This window comes from Brucella sp. TWI432 (assembly GCF_039674445.1).
In the GTDB taxonomy this organism is placed as follows: domain Bacteria; phylum Pseudomonadota; class Alphaproteobacteria; order Rhizobiales; family Rhizobiaceae; genus Brucella; species Brucella chromiisoli.
Window position 1 is genome coordinate 723421 of record NZ_JBDJNL010000001.1, and the last position, 20651, is coordinate 744071.

A 20651-nucleotide genomic window follows, 5' to 3' on the forward strand; every position below is an offset into this window, starting at 1 on the left:
TTACATGCTGTGCGTTTCAGCCGCTGATATAATGTAAGACTTTGACTAAAAACAGATGAAACCGACAGCTTTATGCTGCCGGTTTCAAAAAATGGTGTTCAGGATCAGTTTGCAGCCGGTGTGTCGTCCGGTACCGGCTGTTCGGCAGGGGCGCCTGCGGGAGCCTGCGTTTCCTGACCCGGCTTGAACTGCTTGATAGCCGATTCAGGATCTGCCGGAAGCAAATCAATCAGTTGTTGGCCAAAGGAATCGAGCATTGGCTTGGATTTCGCATTATTGACCCATGCTGGCTGGTTTGTCGGAACCAGCCAGTTGAAGAACAGCATTGCAACAACAACGAGCAATACGCCGCGCGCAGCACCGAACAAAAAGCCTAAGGTGCGGTCGAGCGCACCGATGCGGCTGTCGATGATGAAATCGGCAATCTTCATGGTGATCAGCGAGACAACAATCAGAACAACAAGGAAAACTGCGCCAGCGGCTGCAATCTTCGCGATTGTTTCGTTGTTAATGTAAGGCTGCAGGTAAGGCAGCACCGGCTGATAAAAGAGATATGCGGCTGCGGCGGCTGCGGCCCATGAAACCAGCGACAGGACTTCGCGAGAAAAACCGCGTACCATCGCCAGAACGGCGGAAACCAGCGTTATCCCGAGTAAAATTCCATCAAGCAAGGTAATCGGCATTCTGGCCTGTCCTTAATTTATACGCACCGGCTTTGCCGCGTGCGGGGCAGTCAAATTTGCAATAGTTTAACAGCGGAAAGTTGACGAAATCTTCCCATGCTAAAGCTCATTAATTTCAACGATCTACAGCGTGATAGCCTCAGATCAAGTTTTTTTACCCGGTCCCGATGCGGCAATGCGCACCACAAGGTCCGAAAGTGCTGTTGTTTCCATAAGGCCGAAGTTGCGATCTTTCCAGAGTTCGCTGCTTCCACCAGGAACAACGGCTTGTCTGAAGCCAAGCTTTTCGGCTTCTTTCAGTCTCTGTACTGCATGTGAAACCGCACGAACAGCACCTGAAAGGCTGATTTCGCCGAAATGAACACAATCTGCAGGGAGCGCAATGCCTGCAATTGATGAAACAAGCGCTGCAGCCACCGCAATATCGGCTGCCGGTTCGCTGATACGATAGCCGCCTGCCACATTGAGATAAACATCATGCTGACCAAAGCGCACGCCGCAATGTGATTCGAGTACAGCCAGAATCATTGCAAGACGGCTTCCGTCCCAGCCCACAACGGCGCGCCGCGGTGTGCCGAGCGAGGAGGGGGAAACGAGCGCTTGTATTTCGACCAGCACCGGGCGCGTGCCTTCCATGCCTGCAAAAACCGCAGCACCCGGCGATTTTTCGTTGCGCTCGCCAAGAAACAGTTCAGACGGATTGGTCACTTCACGCAAACCACCGTCTGACATTTCAAAGACGCCGATTTCGTCGGTCGGCCCGAAACGGTTTTTGACGGTCCGCAAAATGCGATACTGATGCCCACCTTCGCCTTCAAAATAAAGAACACCATCGACCATATGTTCAACCACGCGCGGACCGGCAATCTGCCCTTCCTTGGTGACGTGGCCGACGAGAACAACGGCAGCACCTGTCTGCTTGGCATAGCGGATCATGGCTTGTGCGGAGGAACGCACTTGTGTCACCGTACCGGGCGCGGAATCTGCCATATCGGTCCAGAGTGTCTGGATCGAATCGATGATCACGAGGTCGGGCCGCTTGCCATCGGAAACAGTTGCAAGAATGTCTTCGACATTGGTTTCGGCAGCCAGTTCAACCGAAGAACTGGCAACGCCCAATCGTTGCGCACGCAGACGAATCTGCGCAACCGCTTCTTCGCCTGACACATAGACGATGCGGTGCCCGCGATTGGCAAGGGCTGCTGCTGCCTGAGTCAGGAGCGTGGATTTACCAATACCGGGATCACCGCCAATCAGGATGGCAGATCCGCGCACAAAGCCACCGCCGGTGACGCGATCAAGCTCGCTGATACCGGAAATGATGCGCGGGGCATCTTCAATTTCACCCGATAGCGAGGTGAGGGCAACCGCACGGCCTTTGCGCTTTGAAAGCATGGAGCCGGGGCCGGAACCAATGCCGCTATTGGTGCCTTCTTCGACGAGCGTATTCCACTCGCCGCAAGAGTCGCACTTGCCCGCCCAGCGCGTATGAACCGCGCCACAATTCTGGCAGATGAACTGAACGCGTGCCTTGGCCATCAGGCACGCTCTTTTTTGATGAGAATACTATTCATATTGTTCCGGGATATAAGACCCCTCGGCCAGATCTGCAAATCGCGTAAACTCAGCCTGGAAGGCAAGCTTGACCGTGCCCGTTGGTCCGTGACGCTGCTTTGCGACGATAACGTCGGCAGTGCCGCGCACTTTTTCAAAATGTTGTTTCCACTCTTCATATTTCGGGTCAAACTCATCGCGGGGTTCGAGGTTTTTGACGTAATATTCTTCGCGGAACACGAAAAGCACCACGTCCGCATCCTGCTCGATCGAACCCGATTCACGAAGATCGGAGAGCTGTGGGCGTTTGTCGTCGCGGCTTTCCACCTGACGCGAAAGCTGTGAGAGCGCAATGATCGGAACATTGAGTTCCTTGCCAAGCGCTTTGAGGCCGGTGGTGATTTCGGTAATTTCCTGCACGCGGTTTTGCGCGGAAGCCTTGGATGAGCCAGTCATCAGCTGCACATAGTCGATCACCAGAACATCAAGGCCACGCTGGCGCTTGAGACGTCGCGCGCGGGCTGCAAGCTGCGCAATCGAAATACCACCGGTCTGATCGATATAAAGCGGAATCTTCTGCATGTGCTGCGAACAGGCGACCAGCTTTTCAAAATCTGATTCGGTAATATCGCCGCGGCGGATTTTCGAGGAGGAAACTTCCGTTTGCTCGGAAATAATACGCGTTGCAAGCTGTTCCGCAGACATTTCGAGCGAGAAGAAACCGACAACGCCGCCGTTCTTGGCCTTCATTGTGCCATCGGCCTGCTGTTCGGCCTCATAGGCATTGGCGATGTTGAACGCGATATTGGTTGCAAGCGAGGTCTTCCCCATACCCGGACGACCCGCCAGAATGATCAAGTCGGAAGGCTGCAAACCGCCCATCTTGTTATCAAGTGTGTGAATGCCTGTAGACACCCCCGATAGATGACCATCGCGCATGAAAGCGGCATTGGCCATATCGACGGCGGTGGTGACCGCATCTTTAAAGGCCTGAAAACCGCCGTCATAACGACCGGTTTCTGCCAGTTCGAACAACCGGCGTTCGGCATCTTCGATCTGCTCTTGCGGCGCATTATCGACCGGCGCATCATAAGCAACGTTCACCATGTCTTCGCCAATGCCAATCAAAGCGCGGCGCGTCGCAAGATCATAGATCGCGCGGCCATAGTCTTCGGCATTGATGATGGTGACGGCTTCGGTCGCAAGGCGCGCCACATATTGGAATACGGTCAGATCACCGATCTTGCCTTCATTTGGCAGGAAGGTCTTCATCGTGACCGGATTGGCCATTTTGCCAACGCGAATGAGATCGGTCGAAATCTCATAGATGCGACGATGCAAAGGCTCAAAAAAATGGGTCGGCTTCAGAAAGTCGGAAACACGGTAAAACGCATCATTGTTGATCAGAATAGCACCCAACAGTGCCTGTTCTGCTTCAATGTTGTGAGGAGCTTCCCGATAAAGCGCGTCTTTTTGATCGCGCGCATCGTCAAGTTTGCGTACCGCCGCTTCCGCCATGTTCGTCTATCCTGTCTCTGATCTTCCCAGCTAGGCCTGAAGTGAAGCCAAACGCAACGCAGCCTCAAGGTGATTCCTGCTGGAAGTGACAAGCTATACCATGATTCACAGGCTTCCACAGTTCGCTGTTCAATCTTTTGCACTGAGGCTTGACGAGCGTTGTGATCCATAATGGCGGCTGCTACGAAACAAAAAAACAAACCTCAGAGGGATTCTTTGCATGCGTTATCGTCTTTTATCTGCCTGGCTGTCAGCCATCGCTTTTTTTTCACTTTTGTCGCTTCCTGTGGCCGCAGCGGAGCCGATCAAGGTTAAGGTTTTTATCGCGGCAATGTTCGAGATTGGGAAAAACAGCGGTGATCGCGCTGGCGAATTTCAAAACTGGTATGAACGCTATTGGAAAGATGCAAAGCCCATCGAGGTAAAAGGCGCTTTCAAGCCGGTCTATTGCAATGACGATGGTGTGTGTGGGGCGGTCCTTGGCATGGGAAAAGTCAACTCGTCTGCCAGCATGCAGGCGATTCTGCTCGATCCGGCCTTTGATTTCTCAAAAAGCTATTACGTTTTGTCTGGGGTTGCAGGCACTCCGCCTTCGCGTGGGACGATTGGGGATGTGAGTTGGGCGACATGGCTTGTTGATTATGATCTTGGGCACCGTTGGGCGCCGGAAGAGGGCAAATCGGGTGAACCGGTGTTTATGCCACGCAAAGGCTATGAAGATTATCGCGTTTTCAAGCTCAATCCCGATCTGGTCGCCGCTGCCATGCGTCTTGGCAAAGACGTGAAGCTCGAAGATTCCAAAGAAGCTCAAGCTTACCGCATGCGTTACCCCAATAAAGCCGCACAGTCAGCGCCATCTTTGAAGGAAGGTACCCATATGACGGGTGATACGTTCTTCCACGGTCCGGGCCTGTCTGATGAAGCACAGTATATTGCTAAGCTTTACGGTGCGGATGACTATCTGATCACTGAAATGGAAGCAGCGGCGATTGCGCTTGTTATCAAGCGTCAGTTCGGAACAGACCGCATTCTCAGTTTGCGCGGCGCGGTCAATTTTGATCAGGGCAATCCGAACGAAACAACACTCCAGCACCTTGATCCGGCACCCGGTGAAACCGCAGGTGGTTTCGCTGAAACAGTCAGGAACATCTATCTTGTCGGTGCGCCGGTCGTCGATGACATCACAACCAACTGGGACAAGTGGGAAGCCGGTGTTCCGCAAGAAAAGTAAGGTGAGGTGGTCTGTGTGAGCGATTCACGCAGACCATTTTTCCAGCTTGTCTTTTTATGCTTTCACGCGCTTTTTTGGCATTTGTGTTTCGCTGTTGGCGCCTTTGGGCGCGCTATCGAGCCTTTTTAAGCGCTTTTCCTCTGCCTCAATGTAATTGCGTGTGAGCGGAACAGCTTCCTGCTTGTGCGCAATTTGAATGTGGAACACCATCATATTCTGCCAACGGAACGCACTTTCAGAAGCAGCAAGATAAAACTCCCACATACGGCAGAAGCGCTCGTCATACAGCGCCTTGGCTTCCTCGCGGCGAGCCATAAAAGCATAGCGCCATTCTTTGAGCGTTTCCGCATAATGAAGCCGTAGGATCTCAATGTCAGTCACATAAAGTCCCGCCCTTTCGATATGCGGGAGGACTTCTGAAAGGGCAGGGATATAGCCACCGGGGAAAATATATTTGCGGATGAATGGATTGGTTGCACCGGGACCGTCTGCGCGGCCTATAGCGTGGAGCAGAAAAACACCATCCGGTTTCAACAGCCGCGCGGCATGCTGGAAATATTCCGCAAAGTGACCAACACCCACGTGTTCAAACATGCCAACTGACACCAGCCGGTCAAACTGATCATCAATGTTGCGATAGTCGGTAAGCTGAAACTTTGCGCGGTCCGTGAGATCTTCCTCGGCGGCGCGTCTATTGGCAATAGCGTGCTGTTCTTCTGAAAGCGTGACACCGGTCACATTGGCTTTGAGATAACGGGCGAGATAAAGCCCCATACCACCCCAGCCACAACCAATATCCAATATCTTATCGCCTTCATTGGCGAGAAGTTTCGCTGCAATATGGCGTTTCTTCGCGAGTTGGGCTTCAGCCAGTGTCGCATTGGGCGTTTCGAAATAGGCGCAGGAATATTGCTTGTCCGGATCAAGAAAGAGATCGTAAAGCGCGCCTGAAAGATCATAATGGCTTTTGATATTGCTGGATGAGCGCGCAATGGTATTCATTTGCTGGAAGCGGCGCAACAGCACCCGAATTTTGCCGACGGCTTTCATCCATGGCTCGGTCGCAGCCGTAGGCCCTGTGTTTTCGAAGACGATCTTGAGCAGATTATAGATGTCGCCATTAATAAAATCGATTTCGCCATCCATGAAACATTCGGCTAGTTTTAACTCAGGATCAAACGCCACCGCGCGTTCGGCACGACGCGTATTAAAACGCATGTGAACCGGTTCCCCGGTCTTGTCCCCATATTGAAAAACATTCCCATCAGAATCGGTGACCGACAGATCACCCACTTTGATCATATGCACTAAAACTGTTCGCAGCATTGCATGCATAGGCCCCATCTCCCTCCTCAGAGCGCCTTGCGTCCACAGGACGCGCAAGAGACGCTCTAATCTTCAGGTTCGCATCGTGTTTTCCAAAATCGATTCCGATTTTGGGTCGATGCATGATTGGAGCAAGTGCAAACATTCGTACGGTTGCATGGCAGAGCGGCGTGTTCCCTGAATTATGCGCCGCGCTGTCATCAGATTTCAGGCAATTCCCCTTCGGTCAATTGGCCTCTGGCTTATAGCCTGAGCAAGCACGAACGTTTCCGTCAGCACCCTCTCCAATCACAATCTAATATGAAGAATAGGCAAATTTTCTGATCTGAAAAGAGAAAATGCCCGACGGAGACCGCCGGGCATGATCATATAAAGTTTACCATTGTGGGAATGCCTGCAATAAAAGCAGGCACGCACAACTCAATTGATGGCTAAATTAAGCCTGATCTTCTGCTTCTTCGTCTTCGTCGAAGAATTCTTCAGCAAGAGGAGCTTCTTCGATGCCGTAGATGGCTTCGATCGAAGTCAGGTCTTCACCCTTTGCCTGACGTTCAGCTTCTTCAGTTGAACGAGCGATGTTTACGGAAACCGTAACTTCGACTTCAGGATGCAGCGAGATGACGATTTCATGCACGCCAATGGCCTTGATTGGATGCTTCAGTTCAACCTGGTTGCGGTGCAGGTTGAAGCCATTTGCAGTGATGATGTCAGCGATGTCACGGGTCGAAACCGAGCCGTAGAGCTGACCGGTTTCACCAGCCGAACGAACAACGATGAAGGATTCGCCATCAAGCTTGGTTGCAACGGCTTCAGCTTCTGTCTTGCGCTCAAGGTTCTGAGCTTCGAGCTGTGCGCGCTGGCCTTCGAACTTCTTGAGGTTGGCTTCGTTGGCACGAAGAGCCTTGCCCTGTGGCAGAAGGAAGTTACGGGCAAAGCCGTCCTTAACCTTGACAGTGTCGCCCATCTGACCGAGGCGAGCGATGCGTTCCAGAAGAATAACGTCCATTTGAGTTTCCTTTCGAGATTTAAATTTGGATTTATTGGTTGTCTGTGTTCGGAATTTTCGAAATTGGTGCGCCGCGCGATGTATCGAAAAGGCCGAAAACCATGAAGACGACAAGCAGGAATGCGAAGAGTATGATCGCGACATAGATGAGCCAGAGCGCGACCGGGCGCCATGCCTTGCCACGCGTGCGCTGATGGAAGGTCGCAAGACCTGCAATCATGAAACCGAAGCTCAGTGCACCCGCAACCACCGTCGCAATGAGACCGGCAGGGCCCGGCAAGAATGCAACAGCAAGTGCGACCGCAAAAACCAAAAGCGCTGGGCGTGGCATCCGCATGGTTGCGGGCCAGTCATCACGCGGACGGCGCAGCCGGCCCGAAAGGGCGGTCAGCCGCAGAGCCAGATAAAGATTGCCGACGAGAATAGCCAGGCATGCTGCAGGCTGAACTGCTGGCAGTGCTACCATCAAAAGCGCACTGACATTCTGGCGCATCTCGTCGCTTGGCGTGAATTGTGGGTCAGCGGCTGCGAGGCTGTCGATCAAGGTGTTGGCGAATTCTCGTGCCAAATCTGGTCCGAAGCCAAGAATAAAACCGATGATGATGAAGCTTGCAGCAACCATCAGCGCGAGACGGAAAACGATGTCCGACAGCGGATACCAGACCATCAAATCCTTCGGGCCGCCGAGTTCGGAGGCAGGGCGGGCAAGGCCTGAAAGATAAGCAGCGATCGCCGCTGGCGCATAGCTTGTCAGAGCCATAAGCAGCGCTGCTAAAGGTGCTGCAACGACACCAACAGCAAGGGTGGCGCAAGCAGCAGCGATAATCCCCGCGCTCGAACCCCAGCCCAGTGCAGCAACAAAAATCGGTAGCGGTGTCAGGAAATAGAGAACCACCGCCATACCCGACTGGGCGATGACGCCAGACGACATCAGTGCCGAGGCAAGCCCCGCCAATATGCCGACTCCAATGATGGTTCCATTGAACTTCATAAATTCGCTGTCCTGCTCCGGCTTTCCCGGTTTTGCAGTTAGAGGCGGCGTTTCCACGCGATAGCCCCAACTTGGGATTTTCGTACTCCGGTTACGCCCATCGTATCCGGGAAGAATCGGGAGGCGAAGAATCGCCTCCCCAAAAGTCTTACTTCACTCAGACCTTACTTAACAACGTATGGAAGCAGGCCGAGGAAACGAGCGCGCTTGATCGCCTTGGCGAGTTCACGCTGCTTCTTCTGGCTGACAGCCGTAATACGCGAAGGAACGATTTTGCCGCGTTCCGAAATATAACGCTGCAGGAGCTTGATGTCCTTGTAGTCGATCTTCGGTGCATTTGGACCTGTAAAAGGGCAGGTCTTGCGACGACGATGGAAGGGACGACGGGTTGGGATCTGATTGATATCAACCATGATTATGCTCCTTCGCCAGCTTCGTTGTCACGTGGACGACGTGGGCCACGATCACCGCGATCACCACGGTCGAAACCGCCTTCACGTGGACGGCGTGGGCCGCGGTCATCACCATCGCGGTCACGACGTTCGTCGCGGCGCGAAAGCATAGCCGACTGGCCTTCTTCGTGTTCTTCAACGCGGATGGTCATGAAACGAAGAACGTCTTCGTTGATACGCATCTGGCGTTCCATTTCAGCAACGGCTGCTGCCGGTGCATCAATGTTTACGAGCGTGTAATACGCCTTGCGATTCTTCTTGATGCGGTAGGTGAGGGGACGAAGACCCCAGTTTTCAACCTTACCGACCTTGCCGCCATTAGCTTCGAGGACACCCTTGTACTGTTCGACGAGAGCGTCGACCTGCTGCTGGGAAATGTCCTGGCGGGCAAGAAGCACATGTTCATAAAGAGCCATTGGCTTTGCCTTTCTTCTGTTTCATTTCGCTGACACTAACGGCTAAGCCTCTGCGACTTCTCTTTTGCCGGAAAACCGGAGAAGAAAGGACGCTTGGGTAAAGACAATCGAGAGCGGAGACACGGGAGGCAGAAGCGCTTACGACTTCCACGGACAATTCAACAAAGTGTTGAAGAACTGCACGCTCCTCCGTTCAGCCCCCAGCTAATGCCAGCAACGAACGGGCGCTCAATACGTGCTTTTCCCCTGCTTTGCAAGCGTTGGGGATCGTAAAAAACCACAAATACTTGACTTTTCGCCCTGTGATGGGGCACATCGCGCAAAATTGTTGTATTAAAGTGAGGCATTCATGGCGGTAGCATTCACCTTTCCGGGGCAGGGTAGCCAGGCAGTTGGCATGGGCAAAGCTTTGGCCGAGCAGTTCGCTGAAGCGCGCGCTGTTTTCGAGGAGGTGGACGCGGCTCTGGGTGAAAAGCTTTCCGCCACGATGTTCGAAGGCCCGGAAGATGTGCTCACTCTGACCGCCAATGCGCAGCCGGCCTTGATGGCGGTTTCCATTGCGACGCTGCGCGTCATGGAAGCGCAGGGCTTTTCGTTGAAAGACAAGGTTGCCTATGTTGCCGGCCATTCGCTTGGCGAATATTCAGCCCTTTGTGCTGCCGGTACTTTTTCGCTCGCCGATACCGCGCGTCTGTTGCGCATTCGTGGCAATGCGATGCAAAAGGCTGTTCCGGTTGGTGAAGGCGCAATGGCCGCCATTATCGGTCTTGAGCACAGCGATGTTGAATCCATCTGCGCGGAAGCCAAAGCTTCTGGCCCGGTCCAGATCGCAAATGACAATGGCGGCGGTCAGCTTGTGATTTCAGGCGCCAAGGCTGCTGTAGAACTTGCAGCTTCGCTTGCCTCCGAAAAAGGTGCCAAGCGTGCAATCATGCTGCCTGTCTCTGCACCGTTCCATTCGACACTGATGGCTCCTGCTGCCGACGCCATGCGCGAAGCGCTGGCACAAGTTGAAAAGCACAATCCGGTTGTACCGCTCATTGCCAATGTGCGCGCGGCACCTGTGACGGATGCCAATGAGATTGCCGATTTGCTGGTTGAACAGGTCACAGGCCAGGTGCGCTGGCGCGAAACTGTCGAATGGTTTGCAGGCAATGGCGTCACGACGCTTTATGAAGTAGGTTCAGGCAAAGTCCTGACGGGTCTTGCGCGCCGCATTTCCAAAGATGTGAGCGGCGTAACCGTTGGTTCGGCTGAAGAAATAGCTGCGGCGCTTGCTGCATTGAATAGCTAAAGGATCTGAGATGTTTGATCTGACTGGCCGCAAGGCTCTTGTAACCGGTGCGACCGGAGGCTTAGGTGAAGCGATTGCCCGTGCACTTCATGCACAGGGCGCAATCGTCGGCCTGCATGGCACACGCGAAGAAAAGCTCAAAGAACTGGCTGCCGATCTCGGCGAGCGCACTTTCATTTTTCCTGCCAACCTTTCCGACCGCGAAGCCGTCAAGGCACTTGGTCAGAAGGCTGAGGAAGAAATGGGCGGCGTCGACATTCTCGTCAACAATGCCGGCATCACCCGTGATGGCCTTTTTGTGCGTATGAGCGACGAAGACTGGGATGCGGTGCTCAATGTCAATCTGACGTCTGTGTTCAATTTGACGCGCGAATTGACCCATCCGATGATGCGCCGCCGCAATGGCCGTATCATCAATATTACGTCGATTGTCGGTGTGACTGGCAATCCGGGTCAGGCAAATTATTGCGCATCCAAGGCTGGTCTGATCGGCTTTTCGAAGTCGCTGGCGCAGGAAATCGCAAGCCGTAATGTCACGGTGAACTGCATTGCTCCGGGCTTCATCGAATCGGCAATGACCGACAAGCTGAACGAGAAGCAGAAGGAAGCAATCATGGGCAGTATCCCCATGAAGCGTATGGGCGTTGGTGGTGATATTGCTGCTGCGGTTGTTTATCTGGCAAGCGACGAAGCCGCATACGTGACTGGTCAGACGCTGCATATCAATGGCGGCATGGCTATGATTTGATGGTCTTTTACAGGCTGTTCAATCAATATTTTACGGTATAAAAAGTCTTAAAGTCGGATGGTGAAAACCAAAATGCGCTTTGCCTCGCTCAAGAAGCATGGTAATGCGCCCGACGAGAGTTCCGGTGTTTCGATAGAGAGATGCCGTAATCCTGTTCCGCAAGGAATATCCACAGGATGTCTGTCAAAGGAAGTGTACTCTAAACTTGGCAGGCATCTTATAACTTGATTACAATCATGCATGCCGCTAACCAAGGCAGAGCAAGTAAACAAACAGGTCGAGGTTCCGACATGAGCGATACCGCAGAGCGCGTCAAGAAAATCGTTGTTGAGCATCTGGGTGTAGATGCCGACAAGGTCACCGAAGGTGCAAGCTTCATCGATGATCTTGGTGCAGACAGCCTCGACACCGTCGAGCTGGTCATGGCTTTCGAAGAAGAATTCGGCGTTGAAATTCCTGATGACGCAGCAGAAACGATCCTCACGGTCGGCGACGCTGTAAAGTTCATCGATAAGGCTTCTGCCTAATCTGAGCTTAAGGGCTGGGATTCTTCCGAATCCCGGCCCTGCTTGTCTTCTGGTCAGGCGTTTAAGCCCTGTGCCCGGAAAAAGCGAAGGACGATTGCTGGAAATGGCCCGATGCGGTCGTTTCATATGCAGTTCGATATTTAAGTGAGCATCGTCCGTATGAGGCATTTTCGCCTGCGGGATGGCTCCGATGAAATTTATCAAATTTAAGGGGTGGATATGAGGCGTGTCGTCATCACCGGTCTTGGTTTGGTGTCGCCGCTGGCAAGCGGTGTCGAAGAGACCTGGAAACGTCTTGTTGCCGGTGAAAGCGGTGCTCGCCGCATCACAGAGTTTGAAGTTGATGATCTGGCCTGCCAGATCGCCTGCCGTATTCCGGTTGGCGATGGCACCAATGGCACCTTCAATCCCGACCTCCATATGGAACAAAAGGAACAGCGCAAGGTTGATCCGTTCATCGTTTATGCGGTCGGCGCTGCCGATCAGGCATTGGACGATGCAAACTGGCATCCGGAAAGCGACGAAGATCAGATTCGCACCGGCGTTCTGATTGGTTCCGGTATTGGTGGTATTGAGGGCATTGTTGAAGCTGGCTATACGCTGCGCGACAAAGGCCCCCGCCGTATTTCGCCTTTCTTCATTCCCGGTCGTCTGATCAATCTGGCTTCCGGCCATGTTTCCATCAAACACGGACTGCGCGGCCCCAACCATTCCGTGGTAACGGCGTGCGCAACCGGAACTCATGCTATTGGCGACGCAGCGCGTCTGATCGCTTTTGGCGATGCAGATGTGATGGTTGCCGGTGGTACGGAATCGCCGGTTAGCCGCATTTCGCTGGCAGGTTTTGCCGCATGCAAGGCGCTGTCCACCAAGCGCAATGACGATCCGACCGCAGCTTCGCGTCCTTATGACAGTGACCGCGATGGTTTCGTCATGGGTGAGGGTGCAGGCGTTGTGGTTCTCGAAGAGCTGGACCATGCTCTTGCACGCGGTGCAAAGATTTACGCCGAAGTGGTTGGCTATGGCCTTTCGGGTGACGCTTATCACATCACGGCTCCTACCGAGAGCGGCGAAGGTGCAGAGCGCTGCATGGTTGCGGCACTGAAGCGCGCAGACATTGCTCCTGATCAGGTTGATTACATCAATGCACATGGCACGTCGACCATGGCCGATACAATCGAACTGGGTGCCGTTGAACGCGTCGTCGGTGATGCGGCTTCGAAGATTTCCATGTCTTCGACAAAATCCGCAATCGGCCATCTGCTTGGTGCTGCTGGCGCTGCAGAAGCGATCTTCTCAACGCTGGCAATTCGCGACAACATTGCGCCACCAACGCTTAATCTGGACAATCCGGCGGTCGAAACCAAAATTGATCTGGTTCCGCACAAAGCGCGCGAACGCAAAATCGATGTGGCTTTGTCGAATTCGTTCGGCTTTGGTGGCACAAACGCTTCGTTGGTTCTGCGCCGTTACTCTTGAGTAGACCACTAAGAAATGACGATTTATTCAAAAACGCGGGGATTTCTCCGCGTTTTTGCCAAAATATAACCCGATGCGATGTTTAAACCTGCTAATTGCGTTAGTGTGATCTGACAGAATTTGTTTGATTTGTGTGCCGTTTCATATGAGGTTCAGGACGAGGTGATGGAGTGAGTTCAGAAGAAAAGCCCGGAGCCGGTCCTGCTGAGCAGCAGCCACAGGCTACCGCAACACCTGAACAGGCCGCGGCATCCAAGCCTTTCGTGCCAAAGTCGGCTTCAGAGGCTCTCCGCCCGGAACCGGGTACGCCGCCGCCGCGTAAGCGGTCGCGTCATGCGCGTAGCCAGATCGTCGTCTTCATGAATTTCATGTTGTCGCTGCTGGTGCTGCTTCTGCTTGGCGCCTCGGCGTTGTTCTATTTTGGCAAGCTTCAGTTTGACGCTGCTGGTCCTCTGACCGCGGAAACCACCTTCCTCGTGAAGCGTGGTGCCGGTGTGTCGGAAGTTTCCAACAGCCTCGAAAACCGCGAAATCGTCAGTGATGCCCGTATTTTCCGTTATGGTATGCGCGCTTACGGTCATGAAAATGATCTGAAAGCTGGCGAATATGCCATCCCAGCCGGTGCGACGATGCGCGATGTGATGAATATTCTCATCAGTGGCAAGTCGATCATGTATCCGCTGACAATCCCGGAAGGTCTGACGGTCAAGCAGGTCTTCGATCGTATTTCGGCAGATCCAATATTGGTTGGCGACATGCCAAAAGAAATGCCGCCGGAAGGCGGGCTTTTTACCGATACGCTTAATTTCACACGCGGTACAACGCGCGAAGAAATCATCAACCGCATGATTGCATCGCAGCAGAAGCTGATTGATGAAACGTGGGAGAAGCGTCGCCCTGATCTGCCGATCAAGGACAAGAATGAGTTCGTGACGCTTGCTTCGATTGTTGAAAAAGAAACGGGCATTGCTTCGGAGCGCCCGCATGTGGCTTCGGTCTTTGTCAATCGTTTGAACAAGGGCATGCGCATCCAGTCCGATCCGACGATCATCTATGGATTGTTTGGCGGTGCAGGTAAGCCATCCGATCGCCCGATCTTCAAGTCGGACCTCGAAAAGCCAACGCCATATAATACTTATATTATCAATGGACTTCCGCCGACACCCATTGCCAATCCGGGTCGTGCAGCGCTTGAAGCTGTGGCCAATCCGCTGGATACGGAAGACCTCTATTTCGTGGCGGATGGGACAGGCGGTCATGTCTTTTCCAAGACCTTGGCCGAACATAACGCCAATGTGCGCAAATGGCGTGCGGTTGAACAGGAAAAGAACCAGCTACAGCAGCAAAACACCGCCCAGTAATGGGCGGTTTTATTTCGCATTGAGGGAAAGAGCATATGGCGCTTCAGAGTATGACGGGGTTTGCGCGCCACGCGATGCAATATGGCGCAGCGGATAATGAAGCGCGCATCGTTTGGGAAGTTCGCTCGGTCAATGGCAAGGGACTGGATCTGCGGCTGCGTCTGCCACAGGGGCTGGAAAGCGCTGAACACGCCGTGCGCTCGCTTCTGGCGCGCTATTTTTCACGCGGTAACTTTCAGGCCAGTCTCGCGGTTGAGCGCGCAGAAGCGCAGGCAGGCTTCACCATCAATAAAGCGATGCTTGATGAGGTGCTGAAACTTGGTGCGGAACTACAGGCCCGCCATGGACTTCAGCCTGCAAGCGTTGATGGCATTCTGTCACTGCGCGGTATTATCGATCAGGCACAGTTCAGCGATGACGAAAATGCCCGTGCAGGCCTTGAGGCCGCGGTCGTCGCGGCTTTTGAGGGGGCGCTGAAAGCGATTGCCGAAGCGCGCACGCATGAGGGACAGTCGCTTTTCACTATTTTATCCGGGCATGTCGATACGATTGAACGACTGACGCAGGAAGCACGCAATGATCCTTCCCGCAGCATAGAAGCCATTCGTACAAAGCTGAACAATCAAGTGGCTTTGCTGATGGAAACCGGACGCGATTTTGATGACGCGCGGCTTTATCAGGAAGCGGCTTTTCTGGCGACAAAGGCAGATATTCAGGAAGAGCTGGACCGGCTTGAAACCCATGTGGCGTCTGCGCGCAAGCTACTTGCTGACGGTGGCCCAATCGGGCGCAAGCTTGACTTTCTTTCACAGGAATTTAATCGCGAAGCCAATACGCTTTGCTCAAAATCGAATGCAGCGTCGATCACGGCAATCGGCCTTGAGCTGAAAGCGGTTGTCGATCAGTTTCGCGAACAGGTACAGAATCTGGAGTAACGGAAAATGGCCATCTCTTCGGTCGAATATGGCATTGCACGCAGAGGCTTGATGGTGGTGATTTCGTCGCCATCGGGCGCGGGAAAATCCACAATCGCGCGGCAGCTGCTCAGTGATCCGGATATGAAACTGTCGCTATCGATCTCCGTCACCACACGTGAGCGTCGTCAGAGCGAAATCAACGGCGTCCATTATCATTTCATCACCAAGCGTGAATTTGAACGGCTGCGTGATAATGACGAGTTGATCGAATGGGCGGAAGTGCACGGCAATTTCTACGGAACATTGCGCCAGACCGCTGAGGAAGCGCTTGCGGACGGCCAGGACATGCTGTTTGACATCGACTGGCAGGGGGCCGAGCAATTGCAGGCCAAAATGCCTGCCGATGTGGTGTCGATCTTCATTCTGCCGCCCACGATGCGCGAATTGCAGAACCGTCTTAACCGCCGGGCGGAAGATGCCGCTGATGTGATCGAAACCCGTTTGCAGAATGCGCGTTTTGAAATCCAGAAATGGGTGAAATACGACTATATCGTCATCAATGAAGACCTTGAGCGCTCCTATTCCGGCATCAAAGGGATTATCGTTGCCGAGCGTCTGCGCCGCGATCGCCGTCCGGGCCTTTTTGATTTTGTCGAAGGGCTTTTGGAGGAAAACCCGGAAATCTGAAAGCAGGCAGAGAGCGGACACCGGAAGGCATACGGGTGAATGCTATTCGGGCTCGCACGACCAATACGCTCAATCGCGCACAGGGCGGCAATCCTGATCGACCTATAGGATTGCCGCCATAACACCTATGGGACGGGCGGAACGACATTGCAAAAACCGCTCTGTGGCTCGCATCCGACAATCAGGATTGGTGAGCAGAACGGTGATCACGGTTACCGATGGGCTGAGTGCTTGATCGCAATAAAAATTGCACGGAATGATAATTTCAATCAAGCAGAATGAGGATCGCATCCACCACGGCCAGCGTGAAAAGCAGGGCGATCATGCTCGCCGCCGCAATCACCATCATGCGCTTCTGGCGTGAGCGCTTCTCAGGCTGTTTCCCGCTCCAGTCATATGGCGTTTCAGGCATCGTCTCCTCCGTCACACAATCCTGAATGAGTTTGCACTTTATACGCTTTGGATTGCAATATGATGGCCTTTATCAAATTGCTGTTTCGCTGGCACGCCTGATTGCGTTGAGAATACGGCTCCGTATCATGCCGCTGACAGGCCGGATCAGATACCAGTAAGGTGTGAAACGCCGGTGGCTGGCGCGGTCCGGGCAAAAAATACGCGTCTCGGTGACAAGGCGCGTTTTGCCGTCTTGTTCGGTTACGGTGAAGGCCAGTGCAAGCTTTGCAACGCCGGGTAACTTGAAAGCCAGATAATCGTCAGCGCTTTGCATCTTATAGAGGCCGAAATCCGTTTTCCAGAATTGCCCCACGAGTCCGTAAACCAGTGCTTCGCCGGGCCGATGTTCGAGCAGTGTAAATTCATGCAGGCCAAAAGGTGGCGCAACAGCCTTTTCGCGCCCACGCAATTGTGCAAGCGCGCGCATAGGCATTTCACGCAATGCAATCATGCTGCGGAAAAACGCGTCTGTTTCGGGCTTGTAGCTCATGGCTGCCCGCAAGACGACTTCCGGTGAAGCGCTGACATCACAACCATGCACTTCGCTGAAACCATAATCTGGCAGATATTTGTTGATCAGTTGCATGAGCAGGATTTAAACCGCCGTGCCGCCGACCGTCACCTGATCCATGCGAAGGTGCGGCTGACCAACGCCGACCGGAACCCATTGTCCGCCCTTACCGCAATTGCCGGAGCCGGTATCAAGTTTCATGTCATTGCCAATCATCGAAATACGCTGCATCGCATCCGGGCCATTGCCGATCAGCATTGCGCCCTTGATCGGCGCGCCTATCTTGCCGTCTTCGATCATATAGGCTTCCGTGCAGCCGAACACGAACTTGCCGGAGGTGATGTCGACTTGTCCGCCACCAAAAGAGACGGCATAAATCCCCTTCTTCATGGAAGCGATGATCTCTTCCGGTGATTTGTCACCCGACAGCATATAGGTGTTGGTCATGCGCGGCATAGGGGCGTGTGCATAGGATTCACGCCGCCCGTTGCCGGTAGCACTCATCCCCATCAGGCGCGCGTTTTGACGGTCCTGCATATAATTGACGAGCTTACCATCTTCGATCAGCACCGTGCGATTGGTCGGTGTTCCTTCGTCATCAATGGTCAGCGAGCCGCGACGCTCGGAAATCGTGCCATCATCAACGACCGTGACGCCCTTCGATGCAACCTGCTGACCGAGCAGACCTGCAAAGGCAGATGTTTTCTTGCGGTTGAAGTCGCCTTCAAGTCCGTGACCGACCGCTTCATGCAGCATGACGCCCGGCCAGCCGTTGCCAAGCACAATGTCGTAAGTGCCAGCGGGCGCGGGGATGGCTTCCAGATTGACGAGCGCCTGACGCAGTGCTTCATCGGCAACGCCTTGCCAGCTTTCGGTGGTGATGAAATCGCCAAAGCCTTTGCGTCCGCCGAGTGTGTGCGAGCCGGATTCCTGATGGTCACCATTGCCGGCCACAACCGAAACACTCAGGCGCACCATCGGGCGAATATCGCGCACGAAATGGCCATCGGCACGTAGAATTTCCACCTGCTGCCATGATCCGGCGATGGAAACAGAAACCTGCCGCACTTTGGGGTCTTTGGCGCGCAAATAGGCGTCTATCTTTTGCAAAAGCTGAACCTTTGCATCAAAGGTTGGCGAGCCGATCGGGTTTTCGTCGGTATAAAGATGGCGGTTGGTGCCTGCGGGGGCGGCGGCATAGGCGCCGCTGTGGCCCGTTAAAGTGGCTGAAACGGCCTCGGAAGCGCGCTTGAGCGCTGCAAGTGACAAGTCTCCGGCATGGGCATAGCCAATGGCTTCGCCGGAAACTGCGCGCAGACCAAACCCCTGATCCTGATTGAAAGAGCCAGTTTTGAGGCGTCCATTGTCGAAAACAAGTGCTTCCGCCTCCCGATATTCCATGAACAGCTCGCCATCGTCACTGCCCTTCAGGCTTTGCGAAACAAGGCGTTCTATATCGTCGCGGTTGGCATCGAAACTATCGATCAGGCTCTTCATAAAATAAATCCTGCGGCATGTGTTTGCCACAGGATGTAAGCGTTAAATCGGTCGAGAACAACCTTGAGCTTATGGCAAAGCGTCGAAGCCTTCGCCAAATCCCTTTAAATCTACAGGAATGCCCACACCTTCTTCAGGCGTTTGGAAGACGATGAAGGTTGCAGACTTGCCGTTGCGAAACGTCTTGAGCAGCTCATCTTCAAGGATGACCTCTGCATAGCAGCCATCTTCAAAGCAGCGCACAAAATAAGCGCGACCGATATCCTTGCCATCGACATTGAGGCCAAGGCCGTTTGGCAGCAGCACGCCGAGTGGGGCGAGAACGCGCAGGATGCGCGCTTTGTTGTCGGCTGTCTTCAGAACCACAACCGATAGACCAAGTTCTGGGCGTTTAGCCGCAACCACGTTTTGGATAAGCGCGCATTGTTCGGTCTTGGCACCCGCTGGGGTATCGCAGAGAATTGCCCACGCACCATGCTGAGACTTGAGCGTGCCGCTCTGCTGCGGTGTTGCTGGCGATTGCGGCTGTGCTGCCGGTGCCTGCGTTGGCGCTGGAAGCTGCGCGGGCTTTTCCTGCGCTAGGGATGGCGTTGTTGCGACTGCCACAGCAAGAGCAGCACTCGTTGCAAGGGTGGCAAGACGGGGGAAAATCGAGCAGCGGGCGGATGGACGGAAAAACATGAAATCTCCAGATCGAATCACCGTGACGTTACCGTGCGAAGCAGGCCGTGAAAAGCTATTGTCGCCTCCGGGCCATAATCGCAAAGGCAATGCCGGTTTTGCACCCAGATGCGTCCCAAGATGCGTTTGGGCAGTTATATCCATTTTCGATCGGCACGGTAACGGAAACCTCTTGCTAAATCATGGCTTCATTATGGGTTTCTGTGGGTTTTCCCAAGTTTTCGTCGTGCAAAGAACCTCAAGCAAGCGCGCAGGATGCGGGGCTCTGACGCAGGGCTGCGCGCAAAAATGCCGCACAGGAACATATTCGCCTCGCTTGCGGTGTGCGGTAAGGTGTGGTTTGAACGCTGACGGGGGATACGGCCGTCTTAACGTCCGGCGTCCAAGCCTGCAAGGGCGAAAAGGGAGAGAGTTCTGGTGGATAAATTTGTTGCCACAACGAGGGGCGCCGTCGTTGGTGCTATCGCATTGCTGTGGACAAGCGGTGCCGCTCTGGCGGATCAGCCGCGTCCGTGGGAAATGACATTTCAAGCTGCTGCTACGGGTATTGCCGAGCAGATTCATTGGTTCGAGCGTTATACGCTCTGGTTTATCGTACCCATCACACTGCTTGTGCTGGTTTTGCTGTTCTGGTGCGCTTTCAAGTTTCGCGCGAACGCAAATCCTGAACCATCCAAGACCAGCCACAATACGGCAATTGAGGTCATCTGGACGGTGGGTCCGGTGATTGTACTGCTTTTTCTGGCGGTGCCATCATTCCAGCTCCTGACGGCGCAATATTCGCCCGAAGATCCTTCGCTGACCGTCAAGGCGACGGGGTATCAGTGGTACTGGGGCTATGAGTATCAGACCGAGACGCCGGTCAGTTTTGATTCTCTTATCCTAAAGGATGGAGAGCGGGCTGCGGCTGGCAAAGAAAACCGCGCTATCTATCCGCGTCTTCTGACTGTTGACAATGAAGTTGTCGTGCCGGTTGGAACGACAGTCCGTCTTCTGGTCACCGCCGCCGATGTTATCCATTCATGGACAATTCCGGCTTTTGGCGTGAAGATGGATGCTATTCCGGGTCGCATCAATGAGGCTTGGTTCAAGGCTGACAAAGAAGGCCTTTATTACGGCCAGTGTTCGGAACTATGTGGCAAGGATCACGCTTACATGCCGATTGCCGTGCGTGTTGTCTCGGACGAGCAATATAACACATGGCTCACGGCCGCAGCGTCGGACCTTCAGGGTGCGAACAAGGCGCTTCAGGCTGAGCTTGAAGGCGATACAAATGATAAAGTAGCTGCGGCGGGTCTTTAAGACTTCGATACGCAAGA

General features: G+C 53.8%; 21 protein-coding genes. 9 read left to right on the plus strand and 12 right to left on the minus strand.

Features of this window, described 5'->3' with window-relative positions; translation table 11 throughout:
* Positions 1 to 104: 104 nt before the first annotated feature.
* From ABE527_RS03580 to ABE527_RS03590, 3 genes are all read right to left on the minus strand, one after another.
* Positions 105 to 683, minus strand: a complete 579-nt coding sequence (locus ABE527_RS03580; RefSeq protein WP_265983089.1) for a CvpA family protein — start codon at positions 681 to 683, stop codon at positions 105 to 107.
* Between the two features lie 144 nt (positions 684 to 827).
* Positions 828 to 2222 (minus strand): DNA repair protein RadA, encoded by a 1395-nt coding sequence (gene radA, locus ABE527_RS03585; protein WP_499693491.1) that lies wholly within the window; start codon positions 2220 to 2222, stop codon positions 828 to 830.
* A 27-nt stretch (positions 2223 to 2249) separates the two neighbouring features.
* The gene (locus ABE527_RS03590; protein WP_265983091.1) at positions 2250 to 3755 is read right to left on the minus strand and encodes a replicative DNA helicase; all 1506 of its coding nucleotides are present in this window, start codon (positions 3753 to 3755) and stop codon (positions 2250 to 2252) included.
* Positions 3756 to 3975: 220 nt separating this feature from the next.
* On the opposite strand from ABE527_RS03590, the gene ABE527_RS03595 reads away from it, so the two are divergent.
* Entirely contained in the window at positions 3976 to 4986 is a 1011-nt protein-coding gene (locus ABE527_RS03595; RefSeq protein WP_499696155.1) for a purine-nucleoside phosphorylase, read from the plus strand.
* A 54-nt stretch (positions 4987 to 5040) separates the two neighbouring features.
* On the opposite strand, the gene ABE527_RS03600 is transcribed toward ABE527_RS03595, so the two are convergent.
* The 5 genes from ABE527_RS03600 to rpsF form a co-directional block, all read right to left on the minus strand.
* Positions 5041 to 6321, minus strand: coding sequence for a cyclopropane fatty acid synthase (locus ABE527_RS03600; protein ID WP_499696156.1), 1281 nt, complete (start codon positions 6319 to 6321; stop codon positions 5041 to 5043).
* A gap of 427 nt (positions 6322 to 6748) precedes the next feature.
* Entirely contained in the window at positions 6749 to 7318 is a 570-nt protein-coding gene (gene rplI / locus ABE527_RS03605) for a 50S ribosomal protein L9 (protein ID WP_265983094.1), read from the minus strand.
* A gap of 31 nt (positions 7319 to 7349) precedes the next feature.
* Positions 7350 to 8309, minus strand: a complete 960-nt coding sequence (locus ABE527_RS03610) for a DUF2232 domain-containing protein (RefSeq protein ID WP_499696323.1) — start codon at positions 8307 to 8309, stop codon at positions 7350 to 7352.
* Between the two features lie 164 nt (positions 8310 to 8473).
* A complete protein-coding gene (gene rpsR / locus ABE527_RS03615; RefSeq protein WP_022712184.1) occupies positions 8474 to 8722 on the minus strand; it encodes a 30S ribosomal protein S18 in 249 nt (82 codons plus the stop codon).
* A gap of 2 nt (positions 8723 to 8724) precedes the next feature.
* Positions 8725 to 9177 carry a 30S ribosomal protein S6 gene (rpsF, locus tag ABE527_RS03620; RefSeq protein WP_265983095.1) on the minus strand — a complete coding sequence of 151 codons (453 nt, stop codon included), beginning with the start codon at positions 9175 to 9177 and terminating at the stop codon, positions 8725 to 8727.
* 349 nt (positions 9178 to 9526) lie between these two features.
* Here rpsF and fabD point away from each other — a divergent pair, with 349 nt between their 5' ends.
* The 7 genes from fabD (at position 9527) to gmk (ending at position 16190) form a co-directional block, all read left to right on the plus strand.
* Positions 9527 to 10471, plus strand: coding sequence for an ACP S-malonyltransferase (fabD, locus tag ABE527_RS03625; RefSeq protein WP_499696157.1), 945 nt, complete (start codon positions 9527 to 9529; stop codon positions 10469 to 10471).
* 10 nt (positions 10472 to 10481) lie between these two features.
* Positions 10482 to 11219 (plus strand): 3-oxoacyl-[acyl-carrier-protein] reductase, encoded by a 738-nt coding sequence (fabG, locus tag ABE527_RS03630; RefSeq protein ID WP_499696158.1) that lies wholly within the window; start codon positions 10482 to 10484, stop codon positions 11217 to 11219.
* 290 nt (positions 11220 to 11509) lie between these two features.
* Positions 11510 to 11746: an acyl carrier protein gene (locus tag ABE527_RS03635; protein WP_002963616.1), complete on the plus strand. Its 237-nt coding sequence runs from the start codon at positions 11510 to 11512 to the stop codon at positions 11744 to 11746.
* Between the two features lie 219 nt (positions 11747 to 11965).
* Positions 11966 to 13225, plus strand: coding sequence for a beta-ketoacyl-ACP synthase II (gene fabF / locus ABE527_RS03640; RefSeq protein WP_265983098.1), 1260 nt, complete (start codon positions 11966 to 11968; stop codon positions 13223 to 13225).
* Positions 13226 to 13395: 170 nt separating this feature from the next.
* Positions 13396 to 14586 (plus strand): endolytic transglycosylase MltG, encoded by a 1191-nt coding sequence (mltG, locus tag ABE527_RS03645; protein WP_265983099.1) that lies wholly within the window; start codon positions 13396 to 13398, stop codon positions 14584 to 14586.
* 35 nt (positions 14587 to 14621) lie between these two features.
* Positions 14622 to 15521 (plus strand): YicC/YloC family endoribonuclease, encoded by a 900-nt coding sequence (locus ABE527_RS03650; RefSeq protein ID WP_499696159.1) that lies wholly within the window; start codon positions 14622 to 14624, stop codon positions 15519 to 15521.
* Positions 15522 to 15527: 6 nt separating this feature from the next.
* The gene (gmk, locus tag ABE527_RS03655; RefSeq protein WP_265983101.1) at positions 15528 to 16190 is read left to right on the plus strand and encodes a guanylate kinase; all 663 of its coding nucleotides are present in this window, start codon (positions 15528 to 15530) and stop codon (positions 16188 to 16190) included.
* Positions 16191 to 16455: 265 nt separating this feature from the next.
* On the opposite strand, the gene ABE527_RS03660 is transcribed toward gmk, so the two are convergent.
* From ABE527_RS03660 to ABE527_RS03675, 4 genes are all read right to left on the minus strand, one after another.
* Positions 16456 to 16602: a hypothetical protein gene (locus ABE527_RS03660; protein WP_499693496.1), complete on the minus strand. Its 147-nt coding sequence runs from the start codon at positions 16600 to 16602 to the stop codon at positions 16456 to 16458.
* A 72-nt stretch (positions 16603 to 16674) separates the two neighbouring features.
* On the minus strand, positions 16675 to 17229 hold the full coding sequence (locus tag ABE527_RS03665) for a hypothetical protein (RefSeq protein WP_499696160.1): 555 nt from the start codon (positions 17227 to 17229) through the stop codon (positions 16675 to 16677).
* A gap of 9 nt (positions 17230 to 17238) precedes the next feature.
* Positions 17239 to 18651 (minus strand): metalloprotease TldD, encoded by a 1413-nt coding sequence (gene tldD, locus ABE527_RS03670; protein WP_499696161.1) that lies wholly within the window; start codon positions 18649 to 18651, stop codon positions 17239 to 17241.
* A gap of 69 nt (positions 18652 to 18720) precedes the next feature.
* Positions 18721 to 19332 (minus strand): invasion associated locus B family protein, encoded by a 612-nt coding sequence (locus ABE527_RS03675; RefSeq protein WP_499696162.1) that lies wholly within the window; start codon positions 19330 to 19332, stop codon positions 18721 to 18723.
* Positions 19333 to 19749: 417 nt separating this feature from the next.
* Here ABE527_RS03675 and coxB point away from each other — a divergent pair, with 417 nt between their 5' ends.
* On the plus strand, positions 19750 to 20634 hold the full coding sequence (gene coxB, locus ABE527_RS03680) for a cytochrome c oxidase subunit II (RefSeq protein ID WP_265983106.1): 885 nt from the start codon (positions 19750 to 19752) through the stop codon (positions 20632 to 20634).
* Positions 20635 to 20651 lie beyond the last annotated feature (17 nt).

What these genes read in the sequence shown, in the direction of transcription:
- tldD (WP_499696161.1), bottom strand. Translation starts at nt 18,651, where the DNA reads ATGAAGAGCCTGATCGATAGTTTCGATGCCAACCGCGACGATATAGAA.
- ABE527_RS03600 (WP_499696156.1), bottom strand. Translation starts at nt 6,321, where the DNA reads ATGCATGCAATGCTGCGAACAGTTTTAGTGCATATGATCAAAGTGGGT.
- radA (WP_499693491.1), bottom strand. Translation starts at nt 2,222, where the DNA reads ATGGCCAAGGCACGCGTTCAGTTCATCTGCCAGAATTGTGGCGCGGTT.
- rpsR (WP_022712184.1), bottom strand. Translation starts at nt 8,722, where the DNA reads ATGGTTGATATCAATCAGATCCCAACCCGTCGTCCCTTCCATCGTCGT.
- ABE527_RS03675 (WP_499696162.1), bottom strand. Translation starts at nt 19,332, where the DNA reads ATGTTTTTCCGTCCATCCGCCCGCTGCTCGATTTTCCCCCGTCTTGCC.
- ABE527_RS03665 (WP_499696160.1), bottom strand. Translation starts at nt 17,229, where the DNA reads ATGCAACTGATCAACAAATATCTGCCAGATTATGGTTTCAGCGAAGTG.
- ABE527_RS03660 (WP_499693496.1), bottom strand. Translation starts at nt 16,602, where the DNA reads ATGCCTGAAACGCCATATGACTGGAGCGGGAAACAGCCTGAGAAGCGC.
- ABE527_RS03580 (WP_265983089.1), bottom strand. Translation starts at nt 683, where the DNA reads ATGCCGATTACCTTGCTTGATGGAATTTTACTCGGGATAACGCTGGTT.
- ABE527_RS03635 (WP_002963616.1), top strand. Translation starts at nt 11,510, where the DNA reads ATGAGCGATACCGCAGAGCGCGTCAAGAAAATCGTTGTTGAGCATCTG.
- fabD (WP_499696157.1), top strand. Translation starts at nt 9,527, where the DNA reads ATGGCGGTAGCATTCACCTTTCCGGGGCAGGGTAGCCAGGCAGTTGGC.
- ABE527_RS03590 (WP_265983091.1), bottom strand. Translation starts at nt 3,755, where the DNA reads ATGGCGGAAGCGGCGGTACGCAAACTTGACGATGCGCGCGATCAAAAA.
- ABE527_RS03650 (WP_499696159.1), top strand. Translation starts at nt 14,622, where the DNA reads ATGGCGCTTCAGAGTATGACGGGGTTTGCGCGCCACGCGATGCAATAT.
- fabF (WP_265983098.1), top strand. Translation starts at nt 11,966, where the DNA reads ATGAGGCGTGTCGTCATCACCGGTCTTGGTTTGGTGTCGCCGCTGGCA.
- ABE527_RS03610 (WP_499696323.1), bottom strand. Translation starts at nt 8,309, where the DNA reads ATGAAGTTCAATGGAACCATCATTGGAGTCGGCATATTGGCGGGGCTT.
- rpsF (WP_265983095.1), bottom strand. Translation starts at nt 9,177, where the DNA reads ATGGCTCTTTATGAACATGTGCTTCTTGCCCGCCAGGACATTTCCCAG.
- ABE527_RS03595 (WP_499696155.1), top strand. Translation starts at nt 3,976, where the DNA reads ATGCGTTATCGTCTTTTATCTGCCTGGCTGTCAGCCATCGCTTTTTTT.
- rplI (WP_265983094.1), bottom strand. Translation starts at nt 7,318, where the DNA reads ATGGACGTTATTCTTCTGGAACGCATCGCTCGCCTCGGTCAGATGGGC.
- gmk (WP_265983101.1), top strand. Translation starts at nt 15,528, where the DNA reads ATGGCCATCTCTTCGGTCGAATATGGCATTGCACGCAGAGGCTTGATG.
- fabG (WP_499696158.1), top strand. Translation starts at nt 10,482, where the DNA reads ATGTTTGATCTGACTGGCCGCAAGGCTCTTGTAACCGGTGCGACCGGA.